Genomic DNA, 22,397 nt, shown 5'->3' with positions numbered 1-22,397 from the left:
CTCAACTCAGCTTTTCACCCCTCGGGTATAAGTTTCGTATGAGCAGACAAGCTGCTCAACTCAGCTTTTCACCCCTCGGGTATAAGTTTCGTATGAGCAGACAAGCTGCTCAACTCAGCTTTAAGCTTTTCTCCCGGCTTCTGACTCCGGGATTTTGCATTCTTGTGGTATACAGGCACGAAAAAATCGCCAAAACCCCTTTATTGCGGGAGTTTAACCTAACTCAGAATGTTGAGTTACTAACCAGGTGTTCATCGAGTGACTATGGGTGAACATATACTTGCTTGAGGCATTCTATGATCAGTTCAGAAATTCTGGCAAAGCTTACCCTTCCTCTTTTTGTCGATGTTTGCCGGGCCTTTTTCGGGCAGATGGGTTTTGAAGCGAAGGAGACGGATTTCGGGGCCGGTCAAGATTTGAGCAGGGTGAATATTCTATACAACAAAAAAACAAACGCCCCTCTTTCGCTCTTCCAATGTTATGCAGGGAATTCCCCGGTTGGTCTGGAGATGATCAGCCGGTTTGATGATGTCATGGGCGCAGTGAACATGACCAGCGGTTATTTCCTGAATCTGGGCCATTGTTCGGAAGATGTCCGTTCTTATGCCGCGGCCAACCGGATCAATCTGGTGGATGTGAACAAGCTTGCGGAGTTGATCAATAAGTTGCCGGAGGCCGGTCGTGACCTCATCGATGAGATAGCCGGCCAAGGCCAAAAAGGTGCGGTTGACACAGTTTTACAGGCAGCAGCGGGGAATGTGCCGGGTTGTGCCAAGTGCGGGTTCAGGATGCAGCTACGAATTACCGAGGGAAAGTACAGGGAAGGGAAATACTGGGAATGCCCGAACCCTGATTGCAGGTATATTATCGCTTTTTCTGAAGAGCTTGATTAATCCGGGTTGGTTTCCGGAGAAAAAAACCTGTGGGACCTAACCGCCACTTGCAATTTACAGCAAAAAAGCTACTATTGTAGCTCCCTGCGGCAGACAAGCGCTAGACTTCGAGCCACGGGGAATCCCCGGATGGAAGGTTGCTTCCCTCGGATTCGCTCACTAACCCTGCTGCAGATTGCGAACAGCGTGAGATTTCGAGATGCGGGGAATGCGGTGTGATGTGCATGTTCAATACGTTTGCGGAGGGTTGTGACTTTCAGGGAAGCTCGCCTGGTCACGCGAAACTTAGTCCCGCAGGGTGAATAAAGCCGAGTTGGGCTGCACGTCTGCTCGTACGAGACTTATACCCGAAGGGTGAAAAGAGGAAAAAGATGGCATATATATTGGTAATAGATGACGATGATCAATTCCGGAAGTTTGTAACCAGCATGCTTGTCCGCGAAGGCTATGAAGCCGAAGGGGCACACGATGGTTATGTGGGAATGGCCATGTGCATTGAAAGGCTGCCGGATCTTGTGGTGACGGACATTGTGATGCCTGAAAAAGAGGGTCTCGGGACGATCGCGGATCTGAAGGCTGAATTTCCGGACATGAAAATTATCGCTGTCTCTGGATTTGCGAGCAAAGGGCCTGAAGATTATCTGACCCTGGCGGAAAAACTTGGCGCCTCCTACAGTTTCAGTAAGCCCTTTGAACGGGACGAATTTTTGTCGGCAGTTGAAGAGCTGGTGGGCAGGTGATTCACGATGTGAACTGATTCAGGTCAAGAGAATGCTGTTGCGGCCTGCCGGATTCCCGGCGGGCCTTTTTTATTCCGTGACCGGTGAGTAAAAACCGAGATGGATGTTGCTGCCGATAATGGAACAGCCGTACCGGTTCTTAATCACATTTTTGACCTTGTAGTCCTGGTAGATTTCTGTGCCGCTGATGTCGTCGAGGTTGAAAAGGACCTTGATGGTGTCCCCTTCGTTGATCCCGAGCTCTTTCCTGGTCTTGATGGCAATTCCTTCACGGGAGAGATCCACAACCATGCAGTTGTTTTCTCTTGGTTTTTCTGCGTCGGATCTATTCAGGGCGTTTAAAGAGCTGGTGCCCAGGGTGATGGTTTCCTCTCCGCTGGTTTTTTCGCAAAAGGCCGGGATTTCGACCTTGCGGCGTTTTCTGTTGCGATGATCAACAGCCAGCGGGAAACGGTTCTGGCAGGAGCATTTCACCTTGACTTTATGTCTGCCCGCCAGCCGTTTGAGGGAGATGTTTTTTTCTTTATTACAGGCAGGGCAGGTAAAAGAGACTATGCCGTTTTTCTGATTGACAGCCTTTATTGTATCTTTCGGTACCGACAAAGAACAGTCCTCTCTTTTTCAGGCGAAAGTAAATATTCTGCCATACCGGATATAAACTGAAGCTCGCCGCGGCAAATATTGGACTGCGGGAGACCTCGTCCGATGGTGAACCGCGAGATGACAGGGTGGGTTTATCAAATTTATTCGTTCCTCATTCGGGTAGAGAGGCGATGGCCTGTAAATTCGGGGAGGCGTTTCACCCTTCGGGGATAAGCCTCGATTTCTCGTGAACACACTGATCGGGATGAGCGGACAACCCCTTCAACTCAGCTTTATCACCAATGATGGAGCATCCGATCCGGTTGCTGATGATGTTTTTCACCTCGTACTCCTGTTTGATCTCGGTTGCGGGTGATTTGTCGGGAGAGAATACCAGATTGATGATATCGCCTTTTTTCAGCAGCTGATTCTCGGTGCTTAATAATCCCAACCCGTCATCGGATAGATCGATAATTCTGGCATTGGGATTTTTCTTCAGATTCAGCCGGTTCTGTCCTGAAGCTGCAAAGCGTTCCAGCAATTTCTCAGGGTTGCTTCTGCTGAAGACGGTGCAGCAAGCCGGGAGATCAACCCTTTTCCTCGCTTTGCCCCGATTGTTGATTTCAACAATATATTCATACCTGCAGGCACATCTGACCTTTACCCGGTATGTGGATTCAAGGGGTGAGGCTGGGGCTCTGGTCTCGGCGCCGCATCCCGGGCAGGTGAAGATGATATTGTTTTCTGAAATGACAGCCTTTCTGATTTCGTTGGTGTTGCTCTGAAATTTGTACATTTGGTCCACTTTATCATTTTTTTATAATTTTCCTTTCACCAGGGGCTCACGTTACTTCATAATCATTTATTACTTCCATGGTCATCCCGACACCGGTTTTTTCCTGAGTGTCATTCAGGTCTGGCAGACCTGACAACCATCCATTTGCATCGATACTAGCAAAAAAATATTCAACGGACAAGTATAAGATCATAGAAGTAGCTGTAATGATTAATTTTTTCTGAAAAATGGGAAGAAGCCGTATCCTTGGATCGGCAGAGGCTGTGATAATGCGAAGGGCAAAATCACTGAACCCCGTGATCAATCAGATAAACTCTCAAGTGGCTGTTATCATTTAATATTTTACATCCTGCATAGGTGCCTTTTACGTGACGGACTTCACATTCCAGGCTGATTTCGGTTGCGGTGGGGGTGTCGAGTTTGAAGGTGAGTTGTAAAACCTCCCCTTCATCAACTTCACGGCCATCCACAAAAAGAATTCCTATTCCATTTCTGGAAAGATCAATAATCCGACAGTTGTGTATCGGCAGGTCCATGCCGTTCGGTCCTGCTCCAGGGGCGGATTCTTTTCGGGCGCCAACCCTGTAATGCCCCGGCAGATCGACAGGTTTCCGGTATTTGTCCCGGAAATCAACCTCGGCGATGAAGTCGTTCTGGCAGACACAGCTGATCCTTGAGCGGTATTTTTTCTGCAGATCCTCAATGGAAATCCTGGTGAGGCCACGACAGTGGGGGCAGATGACTTCTGCGGTCTGATTGATGCGGACATAAGCTTTGACGATTTCCATCTTGCTCTCTCGGTTATTGAAGTGATATTCCCGGGATAGTGCCTTTCCCTGACACAATCCATGAACGGATCATGAAACAGTGAAGCGGTTTTGCCTATCCTGTTATTGTACTGCAAAGCGCAGGTCCGCTTGGTCTGCCGGCGCCGAATGGAATAAATATCTAACCTGTTGATTAAATGCTTGTCAAGATGGCCATTTTGATTATTGGCAGGAGAGCTTTATGTTCTACGGGGATCTGGTTAAGAATACCCCCGCAGGATCCCAGGATAAACCCTTCATTTTTATCCTGCGATCAGATTGTATGAATAATTGGTCAGCGGATAGATGATCCGGGAAAGGACGCCCAGGTAAAAAAGGACCAGAAGAATTATGAAACCGAAAGGTTCAAGCTTCTGATACATAGCGGCAAGATCAGCGGGTAGGAACCCGGACAATATCTTGCTCCCGTCAAGCGGAGGGAACGGGATAAGGTTGAAAAAAGCCAGCAGCAGATTGATCCAGACGCTGGCGGCAAGCATTTTGGCCAGAGGCAGAAAGATGGCATGGGGAAGGAGGGATCCGGTAAACATCAGCAGTTTGAGAACGAGGGCGCTGGCAAGGGCGAGGGCGAAATTGGCTCCTGGTCCGGCGAGCGAGACCCAGACCATGCCGCGGACCGGGTCTTTAAAATAGGCAGGGTTCACCGGGACAGGCTTTGCCCAGCCGATCTTCATGATGATAAAGGCCAGCACGCCGATGGGATCAAGGTGTTTGACGGGGTTCAGGGTCAGCCGGCCCTGCTGCTGGGCGGTCGGGTCGCCAAGGCACCAGGCCACGTAGCCATGGGCATATTCGTGCATGGTGATCGCCAGGAGAAACGGCGGGGCCAGAATGATAAGCTGTTGCAGCATGTTGTTCCTTTTTTTTTTTGAGATTGGTGAATCACGATGACCTTCTTGCAAATTGACAGTCATCCACGAATGTTGTTATCGACAACCCGGTCTTGACGAACTTTTCACTCTTAACTTTTCACTTTTCTCTCTGATAGCGGCCAACCGGGAAATGCTTTTTGATAAACAAGAGTTCATCATCGCGGCTGTCCACCTCGGAGTCAAGCTTTGCTTTGAGTAGTCTTTCCAGAATTCTTTTATAGATAGGACCTTCAGGATAGCCGATTTTGCGCAGATCGTTCCCGGTCAAATGCGTTTTGACCTGCTGCAGATGAGTGATGTAGTGGGAGATTGCTTTTTTGGCGTGGTGGTTATGGGTCATGCCCATCAGGAAGAGAAGGCCCTCTGCAGCCAGGGGTTTTAAAAGCTGGTAGGTTTCACTGGCTTCAAGTGATGGATGTCTTTTCATCGTCCGGAGCAGGCTGACGACATGGCTCTTCTCCTTCAGGATGAGATGGGCATACCGTTCCGGGATCTCAAGCCTTTGACATAATCCCTGCAATTGCCTGACGGTCAGACGTCCGGTCAGGGCCAGGAGAAAAACTATCCATTGCCGGTACTTTCCCCCGTGATAAAGAAGCCGGTGCCAGGCCACGGCCTGTTGGGTTTCGTCGAGGATTTTTGCCAGGGGCGGATCGTGCTTCAATGATGGATGCAGAAACCGGAGGAGGTCGAAATAAACCAGTCTCCTGATCGCCGGCAGGGGGTCTTTTTCCGAAAGAATCTGTTTGAGTTCGGTGAAGATTCTGAAACCGAGCCGACTCTTTTCCCGATGGTCCCTGTCGGTTTTCCTGGGCCTTCCAGACCGGAAGAAGGTGTTGAACAGTTCCATCTTCACCGCGCCTTTTATCAGTCTCTCGGTGTGTTTGGCGACCGTGAAGCCCAACCGCTGTTCAAAACGGATAGCCCGAAAGATCCGGGTCGGGTCTTCGACAAAACTTAAGTTGTGCAGGATCCGGATTTTGCGGTCCTTGATATCATTCTGGCAGTTAAAGAAATCCACCAGAACGCCGAAGGTGTTGGGTGCCAGGTGGATCGCCAGGGCGTTGATCGTGAAATCACGGCGATACAGATCAAGTTTTATCGACGAAAGTTCTATGGTCGGCAAGGCTGCCGGATATTCGTAATATTCCAGTCGGGCGGTGGCAATATCGACCTTGAAGCCGTCCGGCAGGATGACGACCGCAGTGTTAAATTTTTCATGGGTGCGGATTTCGCCCTTCAATTTTTTTGCCAGTTTCCCGGCGAAATCAATGCCGTCGCCTTCAATGACGACGTCCAGGTCAAGGTTCCGGTTCCGGAGGAGCAGGTCCCTGACGAACCCCCCGACCGCATAGGCCGTGTAGCCATTCTCAGCGGCGGTTTCGCCGATGGTTCTGAGCAGAATGATGATCTCTCGGGACAGGTTTTCAACCATCAGGTTGTTCAGGTTCCGCTGCCGTTCACTGGAAGGCTGTTCCTGGGCATCAAGAAGGTTTTTCGGCAGATGGGCCGGGTCGTTGACCAGGAGATTCAGCAGGTCGGTCCTGGTGATCACCCCGAGAATGACATCTTTTTCGATGATCGGGATGAAGCGCTGCCGGTGTTCGATGATCAGTTCCTGAATCTCGGACAAAGTTGCATCGGCAGTGAGGGCGGCAAAATCGGTGGTCATGTATTCACTGACCGGCTGATCGCCCAGTCCATGGTAGATGGCTTTGCCGGCGACCCGCCGGGAAATCATGCCGACCATCTTTTTCCGTTTTACCAGCACCGGCAGGACGGTGATGTTGTAGCGGTCGATGATCTGGTTGGCGGTCTTGATCGACACGTCGGGGGTCACCGAGATCACCGGCGAGGACATGATTTCCCGGGCGATACTGGCCGGGCGCACATGTTTGTGGAGGAGTTGAACAAGCTTTTCTTCTGCCTCGATCAGGGTCATCTCCCTGACGGTAGCCGAGGCGGCGGAGGCATGGCCGCCGCCCCCGAAGTCGAGGGCGATCTCTCCGGCATTCACTTCTGGAATACGGCTTCTGGCGATCAGATAGAGCCTTTCCCCCATGCTGGCGAGGGAAAAGAGGGAGTCGAGGTTCTCCATAGCCATGAAACGACGGACGATCAGGGCGAATTCGTCAACATATTCAGGCAGTTGGATCTTGGAGACGGTTATATCGAGTCCCTGGATGGTGTAGGTTGTCGCCGATTTCATCAGCTCATGCAGCAATTCGATCTGGCTGGTGGTCAGTTCATGGGTGATGAACTGGGCAACCGTGCCAAGATCGGCGCCCAGGGTGAGCAGCCAGGCCATTGCCTCCAGATCCGCCGGGGTGGTGGTGGCAAAGGTGAAAGAGCCGGTGTCCTCGTGGATGGCCATCGCCAGAATGGTCGCTTCATCGTGGTTGATCGGGATTGCCCGTTCACGGAAGATCTGGGTGAAAACGGTGGCGGTCGAGCCCACCGGCCGGATCTCTTCAAGATCGCCTCTGATGTCGCCGGGGAGATCGGGATGGTGATCATAAAGATGGAGGATGACTTTCGGATTCTTCAGACAGTCGGCAAAATTTCCGATCCGGCCCGGCTGCCTGGTGTCCACGACAATGAGCCTGGTAATCCTCGAGATGTCCAGATTTTTCTGGCGCTGGAATTTGTAGGCATGTACGGATTTTGACAGATAATCGCGCAGGTTCTTTTCCTGGGAACCGGAAAAAGCGAGAATTGCCTCGGGGTAGAGTTTGCTCGCGGCAATCATTGAGGCCAGCGCGTCAAAATCCGCATTCTGGTGAGTGGTTATGACATCCATGGGGCCATCTTACCGGAATTCCTTTCGGGAGTCATCTGCTCTGCTTCGAGCCGGCAGTATTTTTGGATTTGGGGTGGAATTTTTTTCCCTAGGCAGGACTGAAGGTTATGGCTGATTAAAAAATACGATTCGGCGGTGAGGAGTATAAAACATAAATTTGTGTCCCGGAGGATTGATCCGGCCATGCGATCCTTGTCTGTTCAGCAAACTATACAAGGATCATTTTATGATAAAACGAACTTGCTATTTTTCAGGTCCCTCGTTTTGTAGTCGGGCAAGGTCATCTTTTAGGGCCTGAATTTCTTTCCTCTCCCGATAATTCTGCATGAACGACGCCACATTCAACTCAGGCAGCAATTTTCCGACTGAGGCTAGAATCGAACTGAACAGAACGGCGGTTGGCAATAAGCATAAACTGAAAGAAAGATGCAATTCCAGATGATAATGATCGGTAAGTCGATGGGCGACCATTCCACTTGCAAGGCCCATCCAGAACAGTTTAACCAATGGTGAGCGTCCGACATAAAAAAACCTTCTCAGCATTGTCAACTGACTGATGATTCCAGCGACTCCAGAAGTTGTTATTGCCAGCAATATGATAGTGAATGACAACTTTTTGAATTCCAAGGATAATACCCGGGAGATTTCTGATGCTCTAGCCACATCAACGGAGTTTATATATTGACTTCCCATCAAGGTGTTTGCAAAGAGATGCCAGCTGCCCCGGAGAAAATACAGTCCGGCAATATATGCTCCGGAAACCACTACCGCCAGCAAGGCGTTCTTTACCAATTCCGAGAGCAGCTTCTCAAGCCATATCTTGATCTGGATTTCACTCTTGTCGATGGCAGCATGCCAAGCGGGAAACCTTAGATCCAGGTGGCTCTTGAAACTATCAGGCAGTATTTTCTCCAATATGATATGTGCTGTATTCATCCAGTGTATTCCCTGTTACACGAGTGCATGTTCGGTGAACAGATTGTGACTACTTCCACCAATCTTCTCCGGATTCAAGAAGTCGGCAAGGTAATCCATCTTTTTGATAACAGCAAGAAGGATGTTTGCAATACATGGTAATAAGCTCAATGGGCTGATTTTATGCCTTGTGCCAACTGGCAAAGGGGATAAATCATCCTGAAGAGACAGGATACAGGAGCATCTCATCCCCGAGGATGAAATTTCTGATGGGTGGATTTCAGGCGCCGGCTGTCGACGTGGGTGTAGATCTGGGTTGTCGCGATGTCGGAGTGGCCGAGCATCATCTGGACTGAGCGGAGATCGGCGCCGTGTTCGAGGAGATGGGTGGCAAATGAATGGCGCAGGGTGTGGGGGCTGACCTTCTTGTTGATCCCTGTCTGAAAGACCGTTTGTTGTACGATCTGCCAGAAACGGAGCCTGGTCATGGCTCCGCCCCGGTTGGTAAGGAACAGGGCGGGGCTGCGTTTTTTCTTCAACAGGAGTGGTCGGCCATCCCGGAGATAGGTTTTGATCCTGCCAGCCGCTTCTTCGCCGAAAGGAACCAGTCGTTCTTTGGAGCCCTTGCCAAAAATTCGCACGGTACCGCCGGTAAGATTTAACGCCGCCAGAGGCAGGTTGACCAGTTCGGAAACCCTTAACCCCGAAGCGTAGAGAAGATGGAGCATTGCCTGGTTCCGGAGAGAAAGCGGGTCGGAAAGGTTCTGCCCGTTTAAGAGAAGGGTGACTTCGGGAACAGTCAGGACTTTGGGTAGGGGCCTCCCCGGTTTCGGCAGATCGATGGCGCCGGTTGGATCCTGCTGGATCATGTTTTCACTGACCAGAAACCTGAAAAAACTTCGCAAGGTTGAAATGCGCCTGGCATTGCTGCGGGAAGAGATGCCCTGTGTATGACAGGAATCAAGAAAGGAGCGGATGTCGGCAGTTCTGATCGACTGCAGGGAGCGGATTCTTTTGCCGGCAAGGTGGGAAAAGAATGCTGCGAGGTCGGATTGATACGATTCCAGAGTGTTTGCCGCGAGCCTGCGTTCTGCAGTCAGATAATGCAGGAAAAGATCCATTTCCGGAAGGAAGTGGTGACCGGCTCCGGGGCCTGTGGATCGTTTCTGTGGTGATGTCGGATTTTGATGGGAGAGCGAGCCGGAAGCTGAATGTTTCTTCATGAAGAACACTCCGCCCGGCCCCACCTTGATTCGATGGAGCCGGTTAAGACCCTTGGAGATGAAGCAGAAGGTGTAAGCGGTTTGAAACGGCTGTCAGTATCGATGTGAGAAAAAAAGATCGAAAATACGACTAGTCGCGGTGCATGCGGTGCATGAGTTTGCGAAGCTTGCGCTTGGCCTCGGCCTCTTTGCGGCGACGTTTGGCGCTTGGCTTCTCGTAATATTCACGACGTTTCAGTTCTTTCTTGATGCCGTCAAGCTGCAGTTTTTTCTTGAGGAAGCGAATGGCCTGCTCAACATCGCCTCTGACTTCAACTGTGATCATCTTGTCTCCTGCTCATCTGGTATATTTCATCAAAGGACGGTTTCCGCCATCCATTTTGTTGCCGGGAAAAGCGGTCTTTATACAAGGAAAGAAAAGCAGTTGTCAACCAAAAACAGTTTCTTTTCAGGTTTCAGGAGCAGAAATAACAGTCTGCCCAGGAGAAAAGTCAGGGAAGGGGAGAATCGTGAATTCAAGGACGAAGGCGGGAAGGAGGCAGGTCAGGTTTGGTTTTGGTGATTCAGGCGCTTTTGTTATTCCGATGGCGGAAAGATTTTTCCCGGATTCAAAATATTGCCGGGGTCAAAGGTCTTTTTAATTGCCCGCATCATCGCCAGGGTATTGCGATCGATTTCCCGGTCGAGAAAGGATGACTTGGTGATTCCAATCCCGTGTTCGCCGGTGATGGTGCCGCCCATTTCAATGACCCTGCTGAAAAGCTTTTCCTTGGCGGTTTTGCCGGCGGCTTTCTGCTTCGGATCATTCCGGTCGAGCATGATGTTGACGTGGATATTGCCGTCTCCCGCATGGCCGAAGGTGAGGATGGTCAGGTCGAGATCTGCGGCCAGTATCTCGGTATATTCCACAAGATCGGGGATCAGGGTCCTCGGGACGACGATGTCTTCGCCGATCTTGTGGGGCTTTAGTTTGAAGGTCGAGGGCGAGATGGCCCGGCGGGCCGCCCAGAGCGCGGCTGACTCGGCGGCGGTTTCAGCGAGTCTCGACTCAAGGAGCCCCGGTTGACCGGTCAGGAAATTCCGGAGATTTTCAGCCTGGAGCTTGACCAGATCGAGGTCTCCGTCGAGTTCCACCAGCAGCAGGGCTTCGGTATTTCCGGGCAGGGGAGCGGGCAGGCTGTCGGCAACGACCTGCAGGGCGGTCCGGTCCATATACTCAAGAGTGCAGGGGGTGATCCGGCCAAGGATTCTGGCGACCAGCGAGGTGGCGGCAGAGAGATTGTCGAAGAGCAGGAGAAAGGTTTTCCTGGAGGCAGGGGCGGGCAGGAGTTTCAGGATGATCCTGGTGATTACTGCCAGGGTCCCTTCCGAACCCACGAGGAGCCTGGTCAGGTCGTAACCGGCCACCCCCTTCGCGGTTCTGACCCCGGTGTTGATGATCCGGCCGTCCGGAAGGACTGCTTCAAGGCCCAGCACATAGTCCCTGGTTACTCCATATTTCACGGCCCTTGGCCCGCCGGCGCACTCGCCGACATTGCCGCCGATGGTGCAGAAATCGTGGCTGGCAGGATCGGGTGGGTAGAACAATCCCGCCCGGCCGACCTCTTGCTGGAACCGGCCGGTGATCACCCCCGGCTCAACAACCGCCACCTGATTGGCGGTGTCGATTTCGATAATCCGGTTCAGACGGCTCATGGCCATAACCAGTCCGCCGTTGACGGCAAGCGAGCCGCCGGTCATCCCGGTGCCGGCCCCTCTCGGGACAACCGGGAAATTGCGGGCGGAGGCGAGCGCCATGATCCTGCTGACCTCGTCGGTAGATCCCGGGAAAACGACCGCTTCCGGAAGAAATTCCCGGCCGCTGCCGTCGTAAGCGTAGCAGAGCAGGTCTTCATGGGTGGTGGTCAGATTGTCGGAACCGACAATGGCGGCAAGCTCTTTGAGGGTTTTCGAATTCATCGCCGGATTTAAACACAGCTCGGGAAAGGAGCCAATTATTATTTGCTGCAGTCTTGCCGGAAGTGGAGAAACTCTTTAAACTGGGCGGGCCGGAAATTCGGAAGCATTGATGAATTCGAAAAAAGTCGTATGTGTCCAGATTGGCCAACAATAATTCAATGAGTTAGATGAACTGTCCGTCCGGCTCGTGGATTTTTATGAGACCGACAACCATAAAAGATCAATTCAGAACAGGATAAAGATAATGGCTGCCAAACTTACTGTTGCACTGCTTGCCGGAGGTCGTTCGAGTGAAAGAGAGGTCTCTCTCAAAGGGGGCGAAGAGGTTTACAAAGCCCTTGATAAAAAAAGGTATGAGATCAGGCGTTACGATCCGGCCACAGATCTGGGCAGGCTTGCCGCCGAAGCAGCGGAAATCGATGTCGCATTTATTCTTCTCCACGGTCCGTTTGGTGAAGACGGCACCATGCAGGGCTTTCTTGACATGCTTGATATTCCTTACCAGGGAGCCGGGGTGCTTGGCAGCGCAATGGCCATGGACAAGCATGTGGCCAAGCTGATGTACCGGCAGGCCGGACTCACGGTGCCCGACTGGCATACGGTGGAAAAAGGTGGCGACTGGTCCGGAAAAGAGATCCTGGCGCATCTTGGCCTGCCGCTGGTCATCAAGCCTCTGAGTCAGGGGTCGAGTGTCGGGATGAGTATTGTCGATAACGGAGATGAACTTGGTCCGGCCCTTGACAAGGCATTTGCCTTTGACCGGCGGGTGATGATCGAAAAATTTATCGCCGGCCGGGAGATTACCGGCGGGGTGATCGGCAACGACGAACCGATCGCCCTGCCCCTGGTCGAGATCATTCCCGGCGATCAGTACCGGTTCTTTGACTATGAGGCAAAATATCAGCCTGGAGCGAGCCGGGAGATCTGCCCGGCGGAGTTTGATGATCTGACCACGGTCCGGGCTCAGGAATTTGCTCTTGCCGCCCACCGGGCGCTGATGCTCGAGGTCTACAGCCGGACGGACATGATCGTGAACGACAGCGGGATCTACGTTCTTGAAACCAACACCATCCCCGGGATGACCCCGACGAGTCTTCTGCCGCAGGCGGCCCGGGCCCATGGTCTGTCATTTCCGGCGTTTCTCGACCGGTTGCTGGAACTTGCCCTGGAGAAAAAAAGATAGCAGCCACATTCTTCTGAAGTGGTGACTCCCGCAAGTTTCTCCTGCGGCACGCCCAGTCAAAAAAACACTTTGACCCGGGTGGGGAAGGGTGTGATACACTGTTCCCATGAACCGCATTGTCCGCCCCCATCTTGCCTGCGCAGTATTGTCTTTATCTCTGCTCATCCCTTCGTGGTCCAGGGCTGCGGAAATCAATATTGTTTCAGATTCCCTTCTTCGTTCCTACGAGCGAGACACTTCCGCTAAGACGAACATCGCCGTTATGCCGCTGTATGAATTCCTGCAGGTTGAAAGCGGCTCCCTGACCAAACCGGGCCTGTCCTTCCATGCCTACGGCTGGGGGCGGAGTGATCTCGGTGATCGGGCCTTTTTCACCGACAATGAAAGCGGTGAACTTCTGTATGGATATTTCGAATACACCAGCGATCATCGCGATTTCAATACCAGGCTGGGGCGGCAGAATATCTTTGGTGGCCCGACCAACGAGGTTGTCGATGGGGTGAGTCTGGGCGGGGAGATTGTTCCGAACCTGGGGCTTATGGTGTTTGGCGGTCTGCCGGTCTCCCTCACTGAAGAAAACGGCGTCGGCGGCGATCTCGCCTATGGCGGGAAACTTTCATACAGTTTTCCGGGGAAGCACCGTCTGGCCGTTTCCTACCGAATGATTGAGAGCAACAGCACCCGGGATGATGAAGTTGTCGGACTTGATCTGTTTCTGGTCCTGCCGAAGGATGTCGATCTGTCGGGCATGTCGACCCGCAGCCTGGTAACCGATGACTGGCGCGAACATCTTTATGAAGCGCGATTCTCTCTGGATGAGGTCGTCGTTCGTCCCTATTTTCAGCAGCTTCAGTATGCGGACCTCTTCAACAGCAATACCAACAGTGCGAATCCCTTCCGCTATCTTGCCGGGACCGGGGAGAAGCTCGCCACAGCCGGGTTTGATCTTTCCTGGATGGGAATGGAGGGGTGGGAGTTCGGTGCGAAAAGCAAATATCACAGCTTCAGCGTGCGGACCGATGATGCCTATTATGTAAGCGCTCTTGCCACCTGGCACAGTGAGGAAATGAGCATGGTCGGAATCGAGGCGGGAGTCATGGACGGAGACGATCCCCGTGATGAGTATCTGCTGGCCCGGCTTTTCTGCTACTGGGATGAAATCCCCTTTTCACTGCCGATCGGTTTTGTGACCGGGGACCTCATCTATGCGGATTACGGCAGACAGATCAACAACAAGGGAGACTCGCTTTTTCTCTCGGTCGGCGGCGGGAAGAAGTTTCTTGATGGCGCCCTGGAAGTGAAGCTGGCCGGCGATTACGCGTCGGACCCGTATTATAAGGAAGACTACCGGTCGACTCTGGTCGTCACATACAGATATGCGGTCATCAATGAAGATGAATAACATTTGGTCGACGAGATTTCTGGTTCTGGCCCTGCTGGCGGGAGGGTGCTGGCCGGTCGCCCAGGCCGGCGCGAAGACCCTGATCCATCCGGCTTACGTCGATCTCGGGCAGCGGAAACCCATGTGTACCGACTGCCATGACGAGGAGCCGGTGAAGGGAGTGGTCCCGAGAATATACAATCATACGGTCTATTTCGGCGACAACCATCGCCTGGAAGCGCGGCGCGACCCGCAGGTCTGCAATATGTGCCACAAGCAGAAGATGTGTAATGATTGTCACGGGATTGAGATTGAGTTGAAGCCGTCAGAGAGAGACCGGACCGGCAATTACCGGCGGATGCCGCATCGGGGCGATTATCTTTCCCGGCATCGGATCGAAGGCCGTCTGGACCCGGGCTCCTGTTACCGGTGCCACGGGAATCCGCGGCGGGCCAAGACTTGTGTTCGCTGCCACGGATAGCAGGGAGTGAAAGTTGGGTATTAGAGGAATTCAAATGATGACGTTGCGGGTACTGTGGCTCATGGTTCTGGTTGTTGCCGGAGGGTGTACTTCTACGCCCGGCGATGACAGCTCCGGCAACCCTCTGGTTACCGACCGCAACCATTCAATCGACTGGGCGGTGATGCATGGAGTTTCCGCAGCTTCAGAAGTTGATTCCTGCAAAGTCTGTCATGGCGCCGATTATCTGGGAGGCACGGTAAATGTAAGTTGTCTGGCCTGTCATCTCAGCGGTCCACCATTCTCAATTCATACCGCAAGCTGGACCAATACCGTGAACGATCACCAGACCTTCGCGACCATCGCCAGCTGGACAAAATGCGCCAATGCTTACTGCCATGGGACTGATCTTGACGGCGGTTCCATAGGTGGAGCTTCCAGAGGTCCAAGCTGCCTGAGCGGTTGTCACACCACCGGCAACAATGCGGGGCAACCCGATGCGCCGCATGGCAATTATGATCCGACAACAACCCCGGGCAATCACGGACTGGCCGCGAAAGCGGACATGGTGTACTGCCGTAACTGCCATGGCCGCCCCGAAAACACCTTTGACGGCGGGTTTGTGACCGGGATTCTGGGCGACCCCAGCGGTATTTCCGCCAACTGCTCTTCTTCATCATGTCACCCGGACGCGATGGCCCATCCGACCAACTGGCAGGGCGGAAACGATGTCGGGGGATATGCGTCAAGCCACCGGAATAACGGAGTGGTGCAGGCGGTGATCAACAACAGCTGCGCTCTCTGCCACAAGGTAGATGGGGCCGGGGCCGGCCCATTGGGCGGGGCACCGAGCTGTTTCGGTGCAAGCTTCACCAACGCAAATGGATCAGCCACCAGCTGTCACGCGAACGGCCCCGGGCCATTCCACATGGACACACATTTCAGCTGGGCGGGAACATGCGCCAATTGCCATGCCGGGACAAGCATTGTCGCCGATGTCCATAACAATACCTGCAGCCTCTGTCATGTTTCGGCAAGTGGAGGAGGGACATTAAAGGCAGGAACAGATGGAACGGCTGTGGGAAAGACGACTGCAAGCACCTGCTTGAGTTGTCATCCAGCAGCAACTTATCCGGCGGATGGAATTCACCACACGAACGGGGGCAGCATATCTTATACCGTTAACAACAATTGCACATACTGTCATGCTGATCCTCGAGGTGTCGGAGCAGCATGGAATAATGGCGCAACACCTCCAACAAGCCTGCACTGCCTGGACTGTCATGGGAGCCCAGTTAATCGCCTTACTCCGGCAGTTTCCGGTGCGGACTACTCGACCGTCACGGCAACACAAGTCCATAACTTACCTGGGACCATTGATAACTACGGCATGTGCTTCAGTTGTCATGATAATGATACGACTGATAATGCTCCGATAGTCACGACATTACATGCGAAGCCGCCGACATGGACTGCGCCTGCTTTCAGGGCTGGCGATAACTGTGCTAATGGCGTTGCGGCGGATCATCCAGGTAGAACAGAAATCGGTTTCTTTTTCACTGTTCTGGATGCTTGGGATGGAGGGGCTGGCCCAGGAGATGAGGCTAACAAAGGGGGGACGGAAAATGACTGCCATCCTCCTTGGCCTGATACTGTCTTTGTGGGTTCTTCCGGCACGTTTGCGGTTCCGTCTGTACCTGGTAATGGGAATACCGGCGGCACTGTTCCTCTGCCTAACTGACCTGGTTGGCCCGAAGTAGCATGACGGCCTGAAAGTTCCGCCAGCTCACATCGCTCATTTGTTCTTTATCTAATCACTCTTTGTTGAGTGATAGACTGAACGGGTCACCGGTCGTGAACGAAACCATACAGGATATGTATGCTTGGGCAGAAAAACAGAGTGATTTTCGGGGTGGTTATTCTTTGCCAGATTTTTCGGTGGACTTTTGCCTGGGCAGTTGAATCCTCATTTATTTATCCTCCAGACAAAATCATCACCAGTCTTTCGTCGATCAGAGTGATCGGTAGCGACCCCCATAAAGGTCAAAGGGGGGTGCGTGTCTTCAGGCAAGGCGGGAGAGGAGAAGACGCACAGAAACTAAATTCTGCGGACGGATATTTCAGTCAAGAAGTGCAATTGAGTATTGGGCCGAACGTTATCATCCTCTCCGCCAACGGCAAACAGGCAGCTGCTCTCCATATCATCAGGTCCGATGCAGTTGGTGACGAACCTGCAAAAGGATACAAAAACTATTTTCTCCACCCGAAGGAGGATTACGCCGCCGACTGCATCGGCTGCCACCCGGTCGGAGAGAGTGGCCAGCCAGCCTATTCTCGCCTGAAGCAGAAAACCTCCTGCACCAGCGCCAGCTGTCACAACGACAAGGGCAAAGCGAAAAATCAGCACGGGCCGATGGCCGAGGGAAGTTGTGTGGAGTGCCACAATCCGCATGGCACGACCAATAGCCGGATGCTGAGGGCTGTTCGGGCCGAGCTCTGTTACCGGTGCCACGATGATCTGGAGGCTGAATTCGACAGGAAGTTCCAGCATTTCCCGGTGAAGAAGGGTGAATGCCTCTCCTGTCATGAACCGCATGAGTCCGATCTTGAGTTTCATCTGAAGCGGGGCTCGATCAAGGAGCTGTGCGCCGGGTGCCACGGCACAAGGCTTACCGACTTTCCAAATCTTCACGAACCGGTGAAGGAGGGTGATTGTATCGCCTGCCATAATCCCCATGTTTCGGATTTTGCGGGGCTTCTCTATGAAGATGGCAACAAGATGTGCTTTCGCTGTCACGAGGTGCGGGAAAAAGAATTTGCCCGGGAGCATGTCCATGAACCGCTGAAAAAGGGGTGTGTCATCTGCCATGATCCGCACGGCTCGGTGGCCGGAAACCACCTGCGCACCGAACTGGATGAGAATGGTCGCTATATCCCCGGCCAATCAATGAAGGATTCCTGCCTGGTCTGTCACCGGAAGCTGAACCCGCTGATTGCCGATGAAATGGAAAATGCCATCGTCCCCCATAAGCCGGTGGCCGAGGGCAAATGTCTGGTCTGTCACACCCCGCATTCGACCAATTATAAAAAACAGTTGAACCGGCCTTTGAAAGAGATCTGCTTCTCCTGCCATGAGGGCATGAAAAAGTTGCTGGCCGAAAGCAAGGTCCAGCATGGCCCGATCAGGAAGAGCAGCTGCGAACAATGCCACCTGGTCCATGGCGCCGGGTACGGGAAGCTGCTGGCGGCCCGCTTCGACACCACGTTTTTTGGTGATTTTGCCGTGGCAAAATATCAGTTATGTTTCAACTGTCACAGCAGTAAGGTTTTTACCGCCCGGGAAAGCATGGAAACAGGGTTTCGCTATGCGGATCTGAACCTCCACTTTTTTCACGTCAACCGTGACAATGGCCGGGGGTGCAAAACCTGTCATGATATCCATGCCTCCAATCAGGACAAGCATATCCGGGAAAGCACGCTGTTCAAAAAGAAGTATAAGGTGAAAATAAAGTACACCTCTCTGGAGAACGGCGGGAAATGCGTGGTCGGGTGTCACAAGCCCAGGCAATACGACCGTGAAAAAAAGATCATGGGGTAAGAGTCCCGGCAACGGGCAATTGGGAAATATGATGAAGAACAATATTGAAGGCAGAAATTATCGTCCTCTCTTGCGCTTCCGGCTCCCGCTCGTGCTGATGCTGATCTTTGTCCTGATCTCTCCGGGGCAGCCGGATGCGGCCTGGGCAAACGTTCTCAGGGCTTTTAAGCCCGGTGATAAATTGCCGGTGATCGAGCTTCCCGAACTTGCCTCCGGGCGCAAGATCGCCATTACTCCCGGGCAGGATAAACCATCGGCCCTCTTTTTCTTTTCGATCAACCCCGATTTTCGCAAGAAAAGAGCGTTGGCCCTGCTTTCGGAGTTGGCAAGCCTCGCCGGTCATTATCGAAACCGGGTGAATATTGTCGGGATCTATGTTGAGGATTCAGGAAAGGAGGTGGTTGAGGAGTATATGAAAACCATCACCGTCCCGGTCACCGTCCTTTATGATGTTAACCGGGATGTTTACAACCGGTATGGAATTTTCATGATGCCGCTGATTGTTCTCGCAGACAAAAGCGGGGCGTTGCATGAGGTTGTCCCGTATACCTATGATATCAAGAAGATAGTTGACAGCAATCTCAAGTTTCTGCTCGGCGACATCAGCGAAGTCCAGTTGCGGGAAGAATTGAAGCCGAAAATCAACATTGAATTGTCCAAGGAAGAAAAAGAGTATATCCGCAGGGTGAATTACGGGAAGGTCATGGCCTCACGCAAGATGTACGGTCAGGCGATCAGGGAATTCAATACCGCTGCCACTCTGATGCCGAAACAGACAGCCGCCTATGTCGAACTCGGATTTGTCCACATCGTAAAACAGGACTGGGCGGAAGCGGAAAAAGCCTTTAAGAAGGTCCTTGCCGCCGAACCCGAATCGGACGACGGGGTTGCCGGTCTTGGCCTCGCGCTCTACGGCAAGGGAGATGTGGAGGGCGCTTTCCCGAAGCTGGAAATGGCTTTTATCGCACCGAAACCCCGCCTCGAAGTAATTCTCGCCCTGGCCGAAATCCATGAGCAGAAGAAGAATTACGAGAAAGCGCTCCGCCTGAACAAGCTGGCGATTTCCAGGCTGATGGTCAAAATCAGTCAACGCTGGAATTAACTCGACTTTCTGACTTGTCTTATGGTGTTGATTTGTTGTTATAAATTAATTGAGGGCCATGGTGGCATTCCAATGAGAATTCAGAATCCAGAAGCCAGGAGCCAGAATGACTGATTTTAAAGCTTTTCTCCTGGCTTCTGACTCCTGGCTTCTGTCTTCTTGTGGCACACAGGCACGAAAAATCCCCAAAACCCCTTTATTTCACCCTGCGGGTATAAGTTTCGTGCGAGCAGACGAGCTGCTCAACTCAGCTTTATCGGGAGGTTAGCCAAACTCAGAAAGTTGAGGAATTAACGGTGCGGATTTGGCGACGCCTCATGCGGGGTCGGGGGCTTGCCAGACAACAGAGCGGTTGCGGCCCGATTCCTTGGCCCGATAGAGGGCCATGTCCGCAGCTTTAAGCACTGCTTCCTGGCTCCTGCCGTGATCAGGGAAGGCGGCCACGCCCAGTGAAATTGTGACGTGGAGCGCTTTGCCGTGAAAATCGACATGGAGTTCTTTTTCCACCCGGGTCCGGATCATTTCAGCTCGGGCGGCAATATTTTCCAGGGGTGAATCCGGCATTACAATGATGAACTCCTCCCCGCCATAACGGCAGACGATATCTTCTCCCCGAACGCTGTCGGTCAGGAGCCTGGCAAGTCCGATCAAGACCATGTCACCGGCTTCATGGCCGTATGTGTCATTGAATTTCTTGAAAAAGTCCACATCCAGCATGATGACCCCGGTGGGCGTCTGGTTGCGTTCCGATTTCAGGAATTCCCGGCCAAGGGATTCTTCCATGTAGCGGCGGTTGAAAAGATTGGTGAGCCCGTCCCGCACGCTCTGCCGGTGCAGTTTCTCGCGGAGTCTCAGATTGTCGATGGCCAGAGTGATATGGTCGGTGGCGGCGGTTGCGAGCCTTTTAATGTTGTCGAGACTGCGCTTCCGATCCTCCCCGTCATAGACAGCCAGAAACTTCCAGGCCAGATGGATCAGGCCGAGGGAACCCTGTCGGCCTTGGAGCGGCAAGCACATCGAGAGGGCCAGATCGCGTTTTTTTAAATGTGAGCAAGGCTGCCCGTCACGCATTTCCGGCATGCAGACAGTTCTTCTTCCCTTGCGGAGTGCCTGGCATTCTCCATGCTGAAAGGTTGCGGGCTCTTCGGCGGGGTAGTTGTTCCAGGAGTCCACCCGGCCTACCTCCTGCCCATCTTTGCAGGTACAGAGAGCGCCGGCGGCCTGGGGAAAGAGGGAGCGCATTGTTTCACTGATCACCGCAAACGCTTCTTCCTGGGTCTGGCACGCCTGAAGGGACTCTCCCATTTTGTTGAGGATTGAAATTTCCCGGTTCCGCTGCTCAAGCCGTTCTATCCAGTCCTGCAGTTTCAGGTTGGTGGTGGTCACCTCTTCCTGCATTTTTTTCCGTTCGGCAATCTCAACCACCAGGCGATTGTTTTTCTCGTCGAGTTCCCGGGTTCGCTCCAGAACCTTTTCATCGAGTTGTTCGATGTGATCTTTAAGCTGGCTGACCATGCTGTTGAATGCTCCGGCGAGAAAACCGATTTCGTCAGGGCTGTCAACAGTGCAGCGGGCGGAGAGATCTCCATGTTCAACTCTGGACGCCGTGGTGGTCAGGTCCCTGATCGGTCGCAGCATCCTGCTGATCAGAAAGGTGATTACGAGGATGGAAAAAAAGACGGTGATGGCGGACACGATAAGGATTCTGTTGCGCAGCTGGATCGAGGTATGGTTCAGCTCGCGGTCGCTGATGGTGAATACGATAAACCAGTCAAATCCTTTGACATACCGTACCCAGGCAGTCTGGGTGCTGTCGGCGCCCTTAATCTTTTTGGTGGTTTCAGTCGGGGAGGGGGGCCAAAGGTAACTGACTTTATTGTCGGGTCTACCGGCAGCAGCGATCAGGTCTTTCGCAACGGTGTTTCCGGTCAATATGTTTTTCAGGTCGGGGAGAGGGTTGTTCTCAAGGGCCGGATCGGGATGGATAATCACGTTGTTGTAGGAATCAAAGATGAAGATCTGCCCGAGGTTGGTGCTGCTGATTCTTTTGACGGTCTCTCTCAACTCATCCACCATTTTTTCCCTGCGGAGAATGACCTCGGTTTTCAGATCGTCGAGATAGACGCCGGTGCCGATTACCCAGTCCCATTGGGGATAGAGCTTTGCGTAGGCCAGTTTTTCAAAGGGAAAGTCTTCACCGAGACGGTGCCACCAGAAGCGGTGAAACCCTTCGCCATTCTGCCGGGCTGATTCAACAAGCGGCATCAGGATGTAGGTGCCGAACTCGTCACGATACTCCGAGAAATCCGTCAGGTGCAACTGGGGATCAGGGTGGGAAAGATAGCGGCCGGTATAGTCGGCCACCCAGACATAATCGTTGTTGCCGTACCTGAACTCCCGGAGCTCTTCAAGGGCGGTCAGGCGTGCTTCCTGTTCGGTCAACAATCCATCGCGCACCTGTTTGAGTTTATTGTCCAGATAGTTTTCCTGAAACAGGACAATATTCTTCAGCTGCTGGCGGTGGCCGTTTTCGACAGATTCCTTATATGCTTCGATTGAGAGATGATCGGCTTCCACCAGTTCCTGGAGGTTGTCGATAAAAGTCCTGGCGGCCAGCTCCTCCATGCCGTAGACCTTTTCCTTCAGATAAGGGACGGAAAGAAAATAAAAAGCGAGCGCGAGACCCAGAACGGAAGTGAGGATCAGGTAGAAAAATCGTCTGAAGAGGGGTGATTTGTACATAAAAAAGTCTCTGCCCCGGGAAGTTGATGGCCTGATTTTTCCTGAGAATGCTATTCATTCTATGATGGATTGAGGGTCAAATACCATCATAAAGCAGGGGAAGTGTTTTTTTTAAGGAAGCGATGAGGAAGACCTGAATCCGATCTCGGACGCCCCGCAGGGCGGCGGGTGAATATCCGCCCCCGCCATCGCGCAATAGCTTCGAAGGCAAATACAGCCACTTGAGACCGAAGATCGCACTAAGCCGTCACGGATTCAGGGAAGAGTGACCGATGGCGGTGGCAGGATGCTGGTTCGGCGGGGGGGGGGGGGGGGGGGGGGGGG

General features: G+C 52.8%; 18 protein-coding genes. 8 read left to right on the top strand and 10 right to left on the bottom strand.

Annotated elements, in window-relative coordinates:
• The first annotated feature begins 296 nt into the window (after window positions 1–296).
• A complete protein-coding gene (locus tag KKG35_12000) occupies window positions 297–893 on the top strand; it encodes a restriction endonuclease (GenBank protein ID MBU1738849.1) in 597 nt (198 codons plus the stop codon).
• A gap of 371 nt (window positions 894–1,264) precedes the next feature.
• Window positions 1,265–1,633 carry a response regulator gene (locus KKG35_11995; GenBank protein MBU1738848.1) on the top strand — a complete coding sequence of 123 codons (369 nt, stop codon included), beginning with the start codon at window positions 1,265–1,267 and terminating at the stop codon, window positions 1,631–1,633.
• A gap of 69 nt (window positions 1,634–1,702) precedes the next feature.
• Here the strand turns inward: KKG35_11995 and KKG35_11990 are convergent, their stop codons facing one another.
• The 9 genes from KKG35_11990 to KKG35_11950 form a co-directional block, all read right to left on the bottom strand.
• Window positions 1,703–2,236: a PilZ domain-containing protein gene (locus KKG35_11990; GenBank protein MBU1738847.1), complete on the bottom strand. Its 534-nt coding sequence runs from the start codon at window positions 2,234–2,236 to the stop codon at window positions 1,703–1,705.
• 196 nt (window positions 2,237–2,432) lie between these two features.
• A complete protein-coding gene (locus KKG35_11985) occupies window positions 2,433–3,011 on the bottom strand; it encodes a PilZ domain-containing protein (GenBank protein MBU1738846.1) in 579 nt (192 codons plus the stop codon).
• A gap of 284 nt (window positions 3,012–3,295) precedes the next feature.
• Window positions 3,296–3,799, bottom strand: a complete 504-nt coding sequence (locus KKG35_11980; GenBank protein MBU1738845.1) for a PilZ domain-containing protein — start codon at window positions 3,797–3,799, stop codon at window positions 3,296–3,298.
• A gap of 281 nt (window positions 3,800–4,080) precedes the next feature.
• Entirely contained in the window at window positions 4,081–4,752 is a 672-nt protein-coding gene (locus tag KKG35_11975; protein ID MBU1738844.1) for a site-2 protease family protein, read from the bottom strand.
• Between the two features lie 55 nt (window positions 4,753–4,807).
• Window positions 4,808–7,510 carry a CBS domain-containing protein gene (locus tag KKG35_11970; protein MBU1738843.1) on the bottom strand — a complete coding sequence of 901 codons (2,703 nt, stop codon included), beginning with the start codon at window positions 7,508–7,510 and terminating at the stop codon, window positions 4,808–4,810.
• Window positions 7,511–7,753: 243 nt separating this feature from the next.
• Window positions 7,754–8,446 (bottom strand): hypothetical protein, encoded by a 693-nt coding sequence (locus KKG35_11965; protein MBU1738842.1) that lies wholly within the window; start codon window positions 8,444–8,446, stop codon window positions 7,754–7,756.
• A gap of 224 nt (window positions 8,447–8,670) precedes the next feature.
• Entirely contained in the window at window positions 8,671–9,546 is an 876-nt protein-coding gene (gene xerD / locus KKG35_11960; protein ID MBU1738841.1) for a site-specific tyrosine recombinase XerD, read from the bottom strand.
• A gap of 232 nt (window positions 9,547–9,778) precedes the next feature.
• Window positions 9,779–9,973, bottom strand: a complete 195-nt coding sequence (gene rpsU, locus KKG35_11955; GenBank protein MBU1738840.1) for a 30S ribosomal protein S21 — start codon at window positions 9,971–9,973, stop codon at window positions 9,779–9,781.
• Between the two features lie 251 nt (window positions 9,974–10,224).
• The gene (locus KKG35_11950; GenBank protein MBU1738839.1) at window positions 10,225–11,607 is read right to left on the bottom strand and encodes an FAD-binding protein; all 1,383 of its coding nucleotides are present in this window, start codon (window positions 11,605–11,607) and stop codon (window positions 10,225–10,227) included.
• Window positions 11,608–11,851: 244 nt separating this feature from the next.
• On the opposite strand from KKG35_11950, the gene KKG35_11945 reads away from it, so the two are divergent.
• The 6 genes from KKG35_11945 to KKG35_11920 all read left to right on the top strand — a co-directional run bounded on the left by KKG35_11945 (window position 11,852) and on the right by KKG35_11920 (window position 19,331).
• Window positions 11,852–12,790 (top strand): D-alanine--D-alanine ligase, encoded by a 939-nt coding sequence (locus KKG35_11945; protein ID MBU1738838.1) that lies wholly within the window; start codon window positions 11,852–11,854, stop codon window positions 12,788–12,790.
• 106 nt (window positions 12,791–12,896) lie between these two features.
• Entirely contained in the window at window positions 12,897–14,192 is a 1,296-nt protein-coding gene (locus KKG35_11940; GenBank protein MBU1738837.1) for a hypothetical protein, read from the top strand.
• Complete coding sequence (locus KKG35_11935) at window positions 14,185–14,652, top strand: cytochrome C (GenBank protein MBU1738836.1); 468 nt, start codon at window positions 14,185–14,187, stop codon at window positions 14,650–14,652. Before KKG35_11940 ends, KKG35_11935 begins: the two co-directional genes overlap by 8 nt.
• 34 nt (window positions 14,653–14,686) lie before the next feature.
• Window positions 14,687–16,372, top strand: coding sequence for a hypothetical protein (locus KKG35_11930; GenBank protein MBU1738835.1), 1,686 nt, complete (start codon window positions 14,687–14,689; stop codon window positions 16,370–16,372).
• A gap of 396 nt (window positions 16,373–16,768) precedes the next feature.
• Entirely contained in the window at window positions 16,769–18,229 is a 1,461-nt protein-coding gene (locus tag KKG35_11925; GenBank protein MBU1738834.1) for a hypothetical protein, read from the top strand.
• A 28-nt stretch (window positions 18,230–18,257) separates the two neighbouring features.
• Entirely contained in the window at window positions 18,258–19,331 is a 1,074-nt protein-coding gene (locus KKG35_11920) for a redoxin domain-containing protein (protein MBU1738833.1), read from the top strand.
• 315 nt (window positions 19,332–19,646) lie between these two features.
• On the opposite strand, the gene KKG35_11915 is transcribed toward KKG35_11920, so the two are convergent.
• A complete protein-coding gene (locus KKG35_11915) occupies window positions 19,647–22,073 on the bottom strand; it encodes a diguanylate cyclase (protein ID MBU1738832.1) in 2,427 nt (808 codons plus the stop codon).
• Between the last annotated feature and the right edge of the window lie 324 nt (window positions 22,074–22,397).

This window comes from Pseudomonadota bacterium, assembly GCA_018823285.1.
Taxonomy (GTDB): domain Bacteria; phylum Desulfobacterota; class Desulfobulbia; order Desulfobulbales; family JAGXFP01; genus JAHJIQ01.
The sequence above is the reverse complement of the archived record's forward strand: the minus strand, read 5'-3'. Positions and strand labels throughout refer to the sequence as shown.

What these genes read in the sequence shown, in the direction of transcription:
- KKG35_11970 (MBU1738843.1), bottom strand. Translation starts at nt 7,510, where the DNA reads ATGGATGTCATAACCACTCACCAGAATGCGGATTTTGACGCGCTGGCC.
- KKG35_11945 (MBU1738838.1), top strand. Translation starts at nt 11,852, where the DNA reads ATGGCTGCCAAACTTACTGTTGCACTGCTTGCCGGAGGTCGTTCGAGT.
- KKG35_11940 (MBU1738837.1), top strand. Translation starts at nt 12,897, where the DNA reads ATGAACCGCATTGTCCGCCCCCATCTTGCCTGCGCAGTATTGTCTTTA.
- KKG35_11975 (MBU1738844.1), bottom strand. Translation starts at nt 4,752, where the DNA reads ATGACTGTCAATTTGCAAGAAGGTCATCGTGATTCACCAATCTCAAAA.
- KKG35_11965 (MBU1738842.1), bottom strand. Translation starts at nt 8,446, where the DNA reads ATGAATACAGCACATATCATATTGGAGAAAATACTGCCTGATAGTTTC.
- xerD (MBU1738841.1), bottom strand. Translation starts at nt 9,546, where the DNA reads ATGGATCTTTTCCTGCATTATCTGACTGCAGAACGCAGGCTCGCGGCA.
- KKG35_12000 (MBU1738849.1), top strand. Translation starts at nt 297, where the DNA reads ATGATCAGTTCAGAAATTCTGGCAAAGCTTACCCTTCCTCTTTTTGTC.
- KKG35_11980 (MBU1738845.1), bottom strand. Translation starts at nt 3,799, where the DNA reads ATGGAAATCGTCAAAGCTTATGTCCGCATCAATCAGACCGCAGAAGTC.
- KKG35_11920 (MBU1738833.1), top strand. Translation starts at nt 18,258, where the DNA reads ATGATGAAGAACAATATTGAAGGCAGAAATTATCGTCCTCTCTTGCGC.
- KKG35_11950 (MBU1738839.1), bottom strand. Translation starts at nt 11,607, where the DNA reads ATGAATTCGAAAACCCTCAAAGAGCTTGCCGCCATTGTCGGTTCCGAC.
- KKG35_11935 (MBU1738836.1), top strand. Translation starts at nt 14,185, where the DNA reads ATGAATAACATTTGGTCGACGAGATTTCTGGTTCTGGCCCTGCTGGCG.
- rpsU (MBU1738840.1), bottom strand. Translation starts at nt 9,973, where the DNA reads ATGATCACAGTTGAAGTCAGAGGCGATGTTGAGCAGGCCATTCGCTTC.
- KKG35_11985 (MBU1738846.1), bottom strand. Translation starts at nt 3,011, where the DNA reads ATGTACAAATTTCAGAGCAACACCAACGAAATCAGAAAGGCTGTCATT.
- KKG35_11915 (MBU1738832.1), bottom strand. Translation starts at nt 22,073, where the DNA reads ATGTACAAATCACCCCTCTTCAGACGATTTTTCTACCTGATCCTCACT.
- KKG35_11995 (MBU1738848.1), top strand. Translation starts at nt 1,265, where the DNA reads ATGGCATATATATTGGTAATAGATGACGATGATCAATTCCGGAAGTTT.
- KKG35_11930 (MBU1738835.1), top strand. Translation starts at nt 14,687, where the DNA reads ATGATGACGTTGCGGGTACTGTGGCTCATGGTTCTGGTTGTTGCCGGA.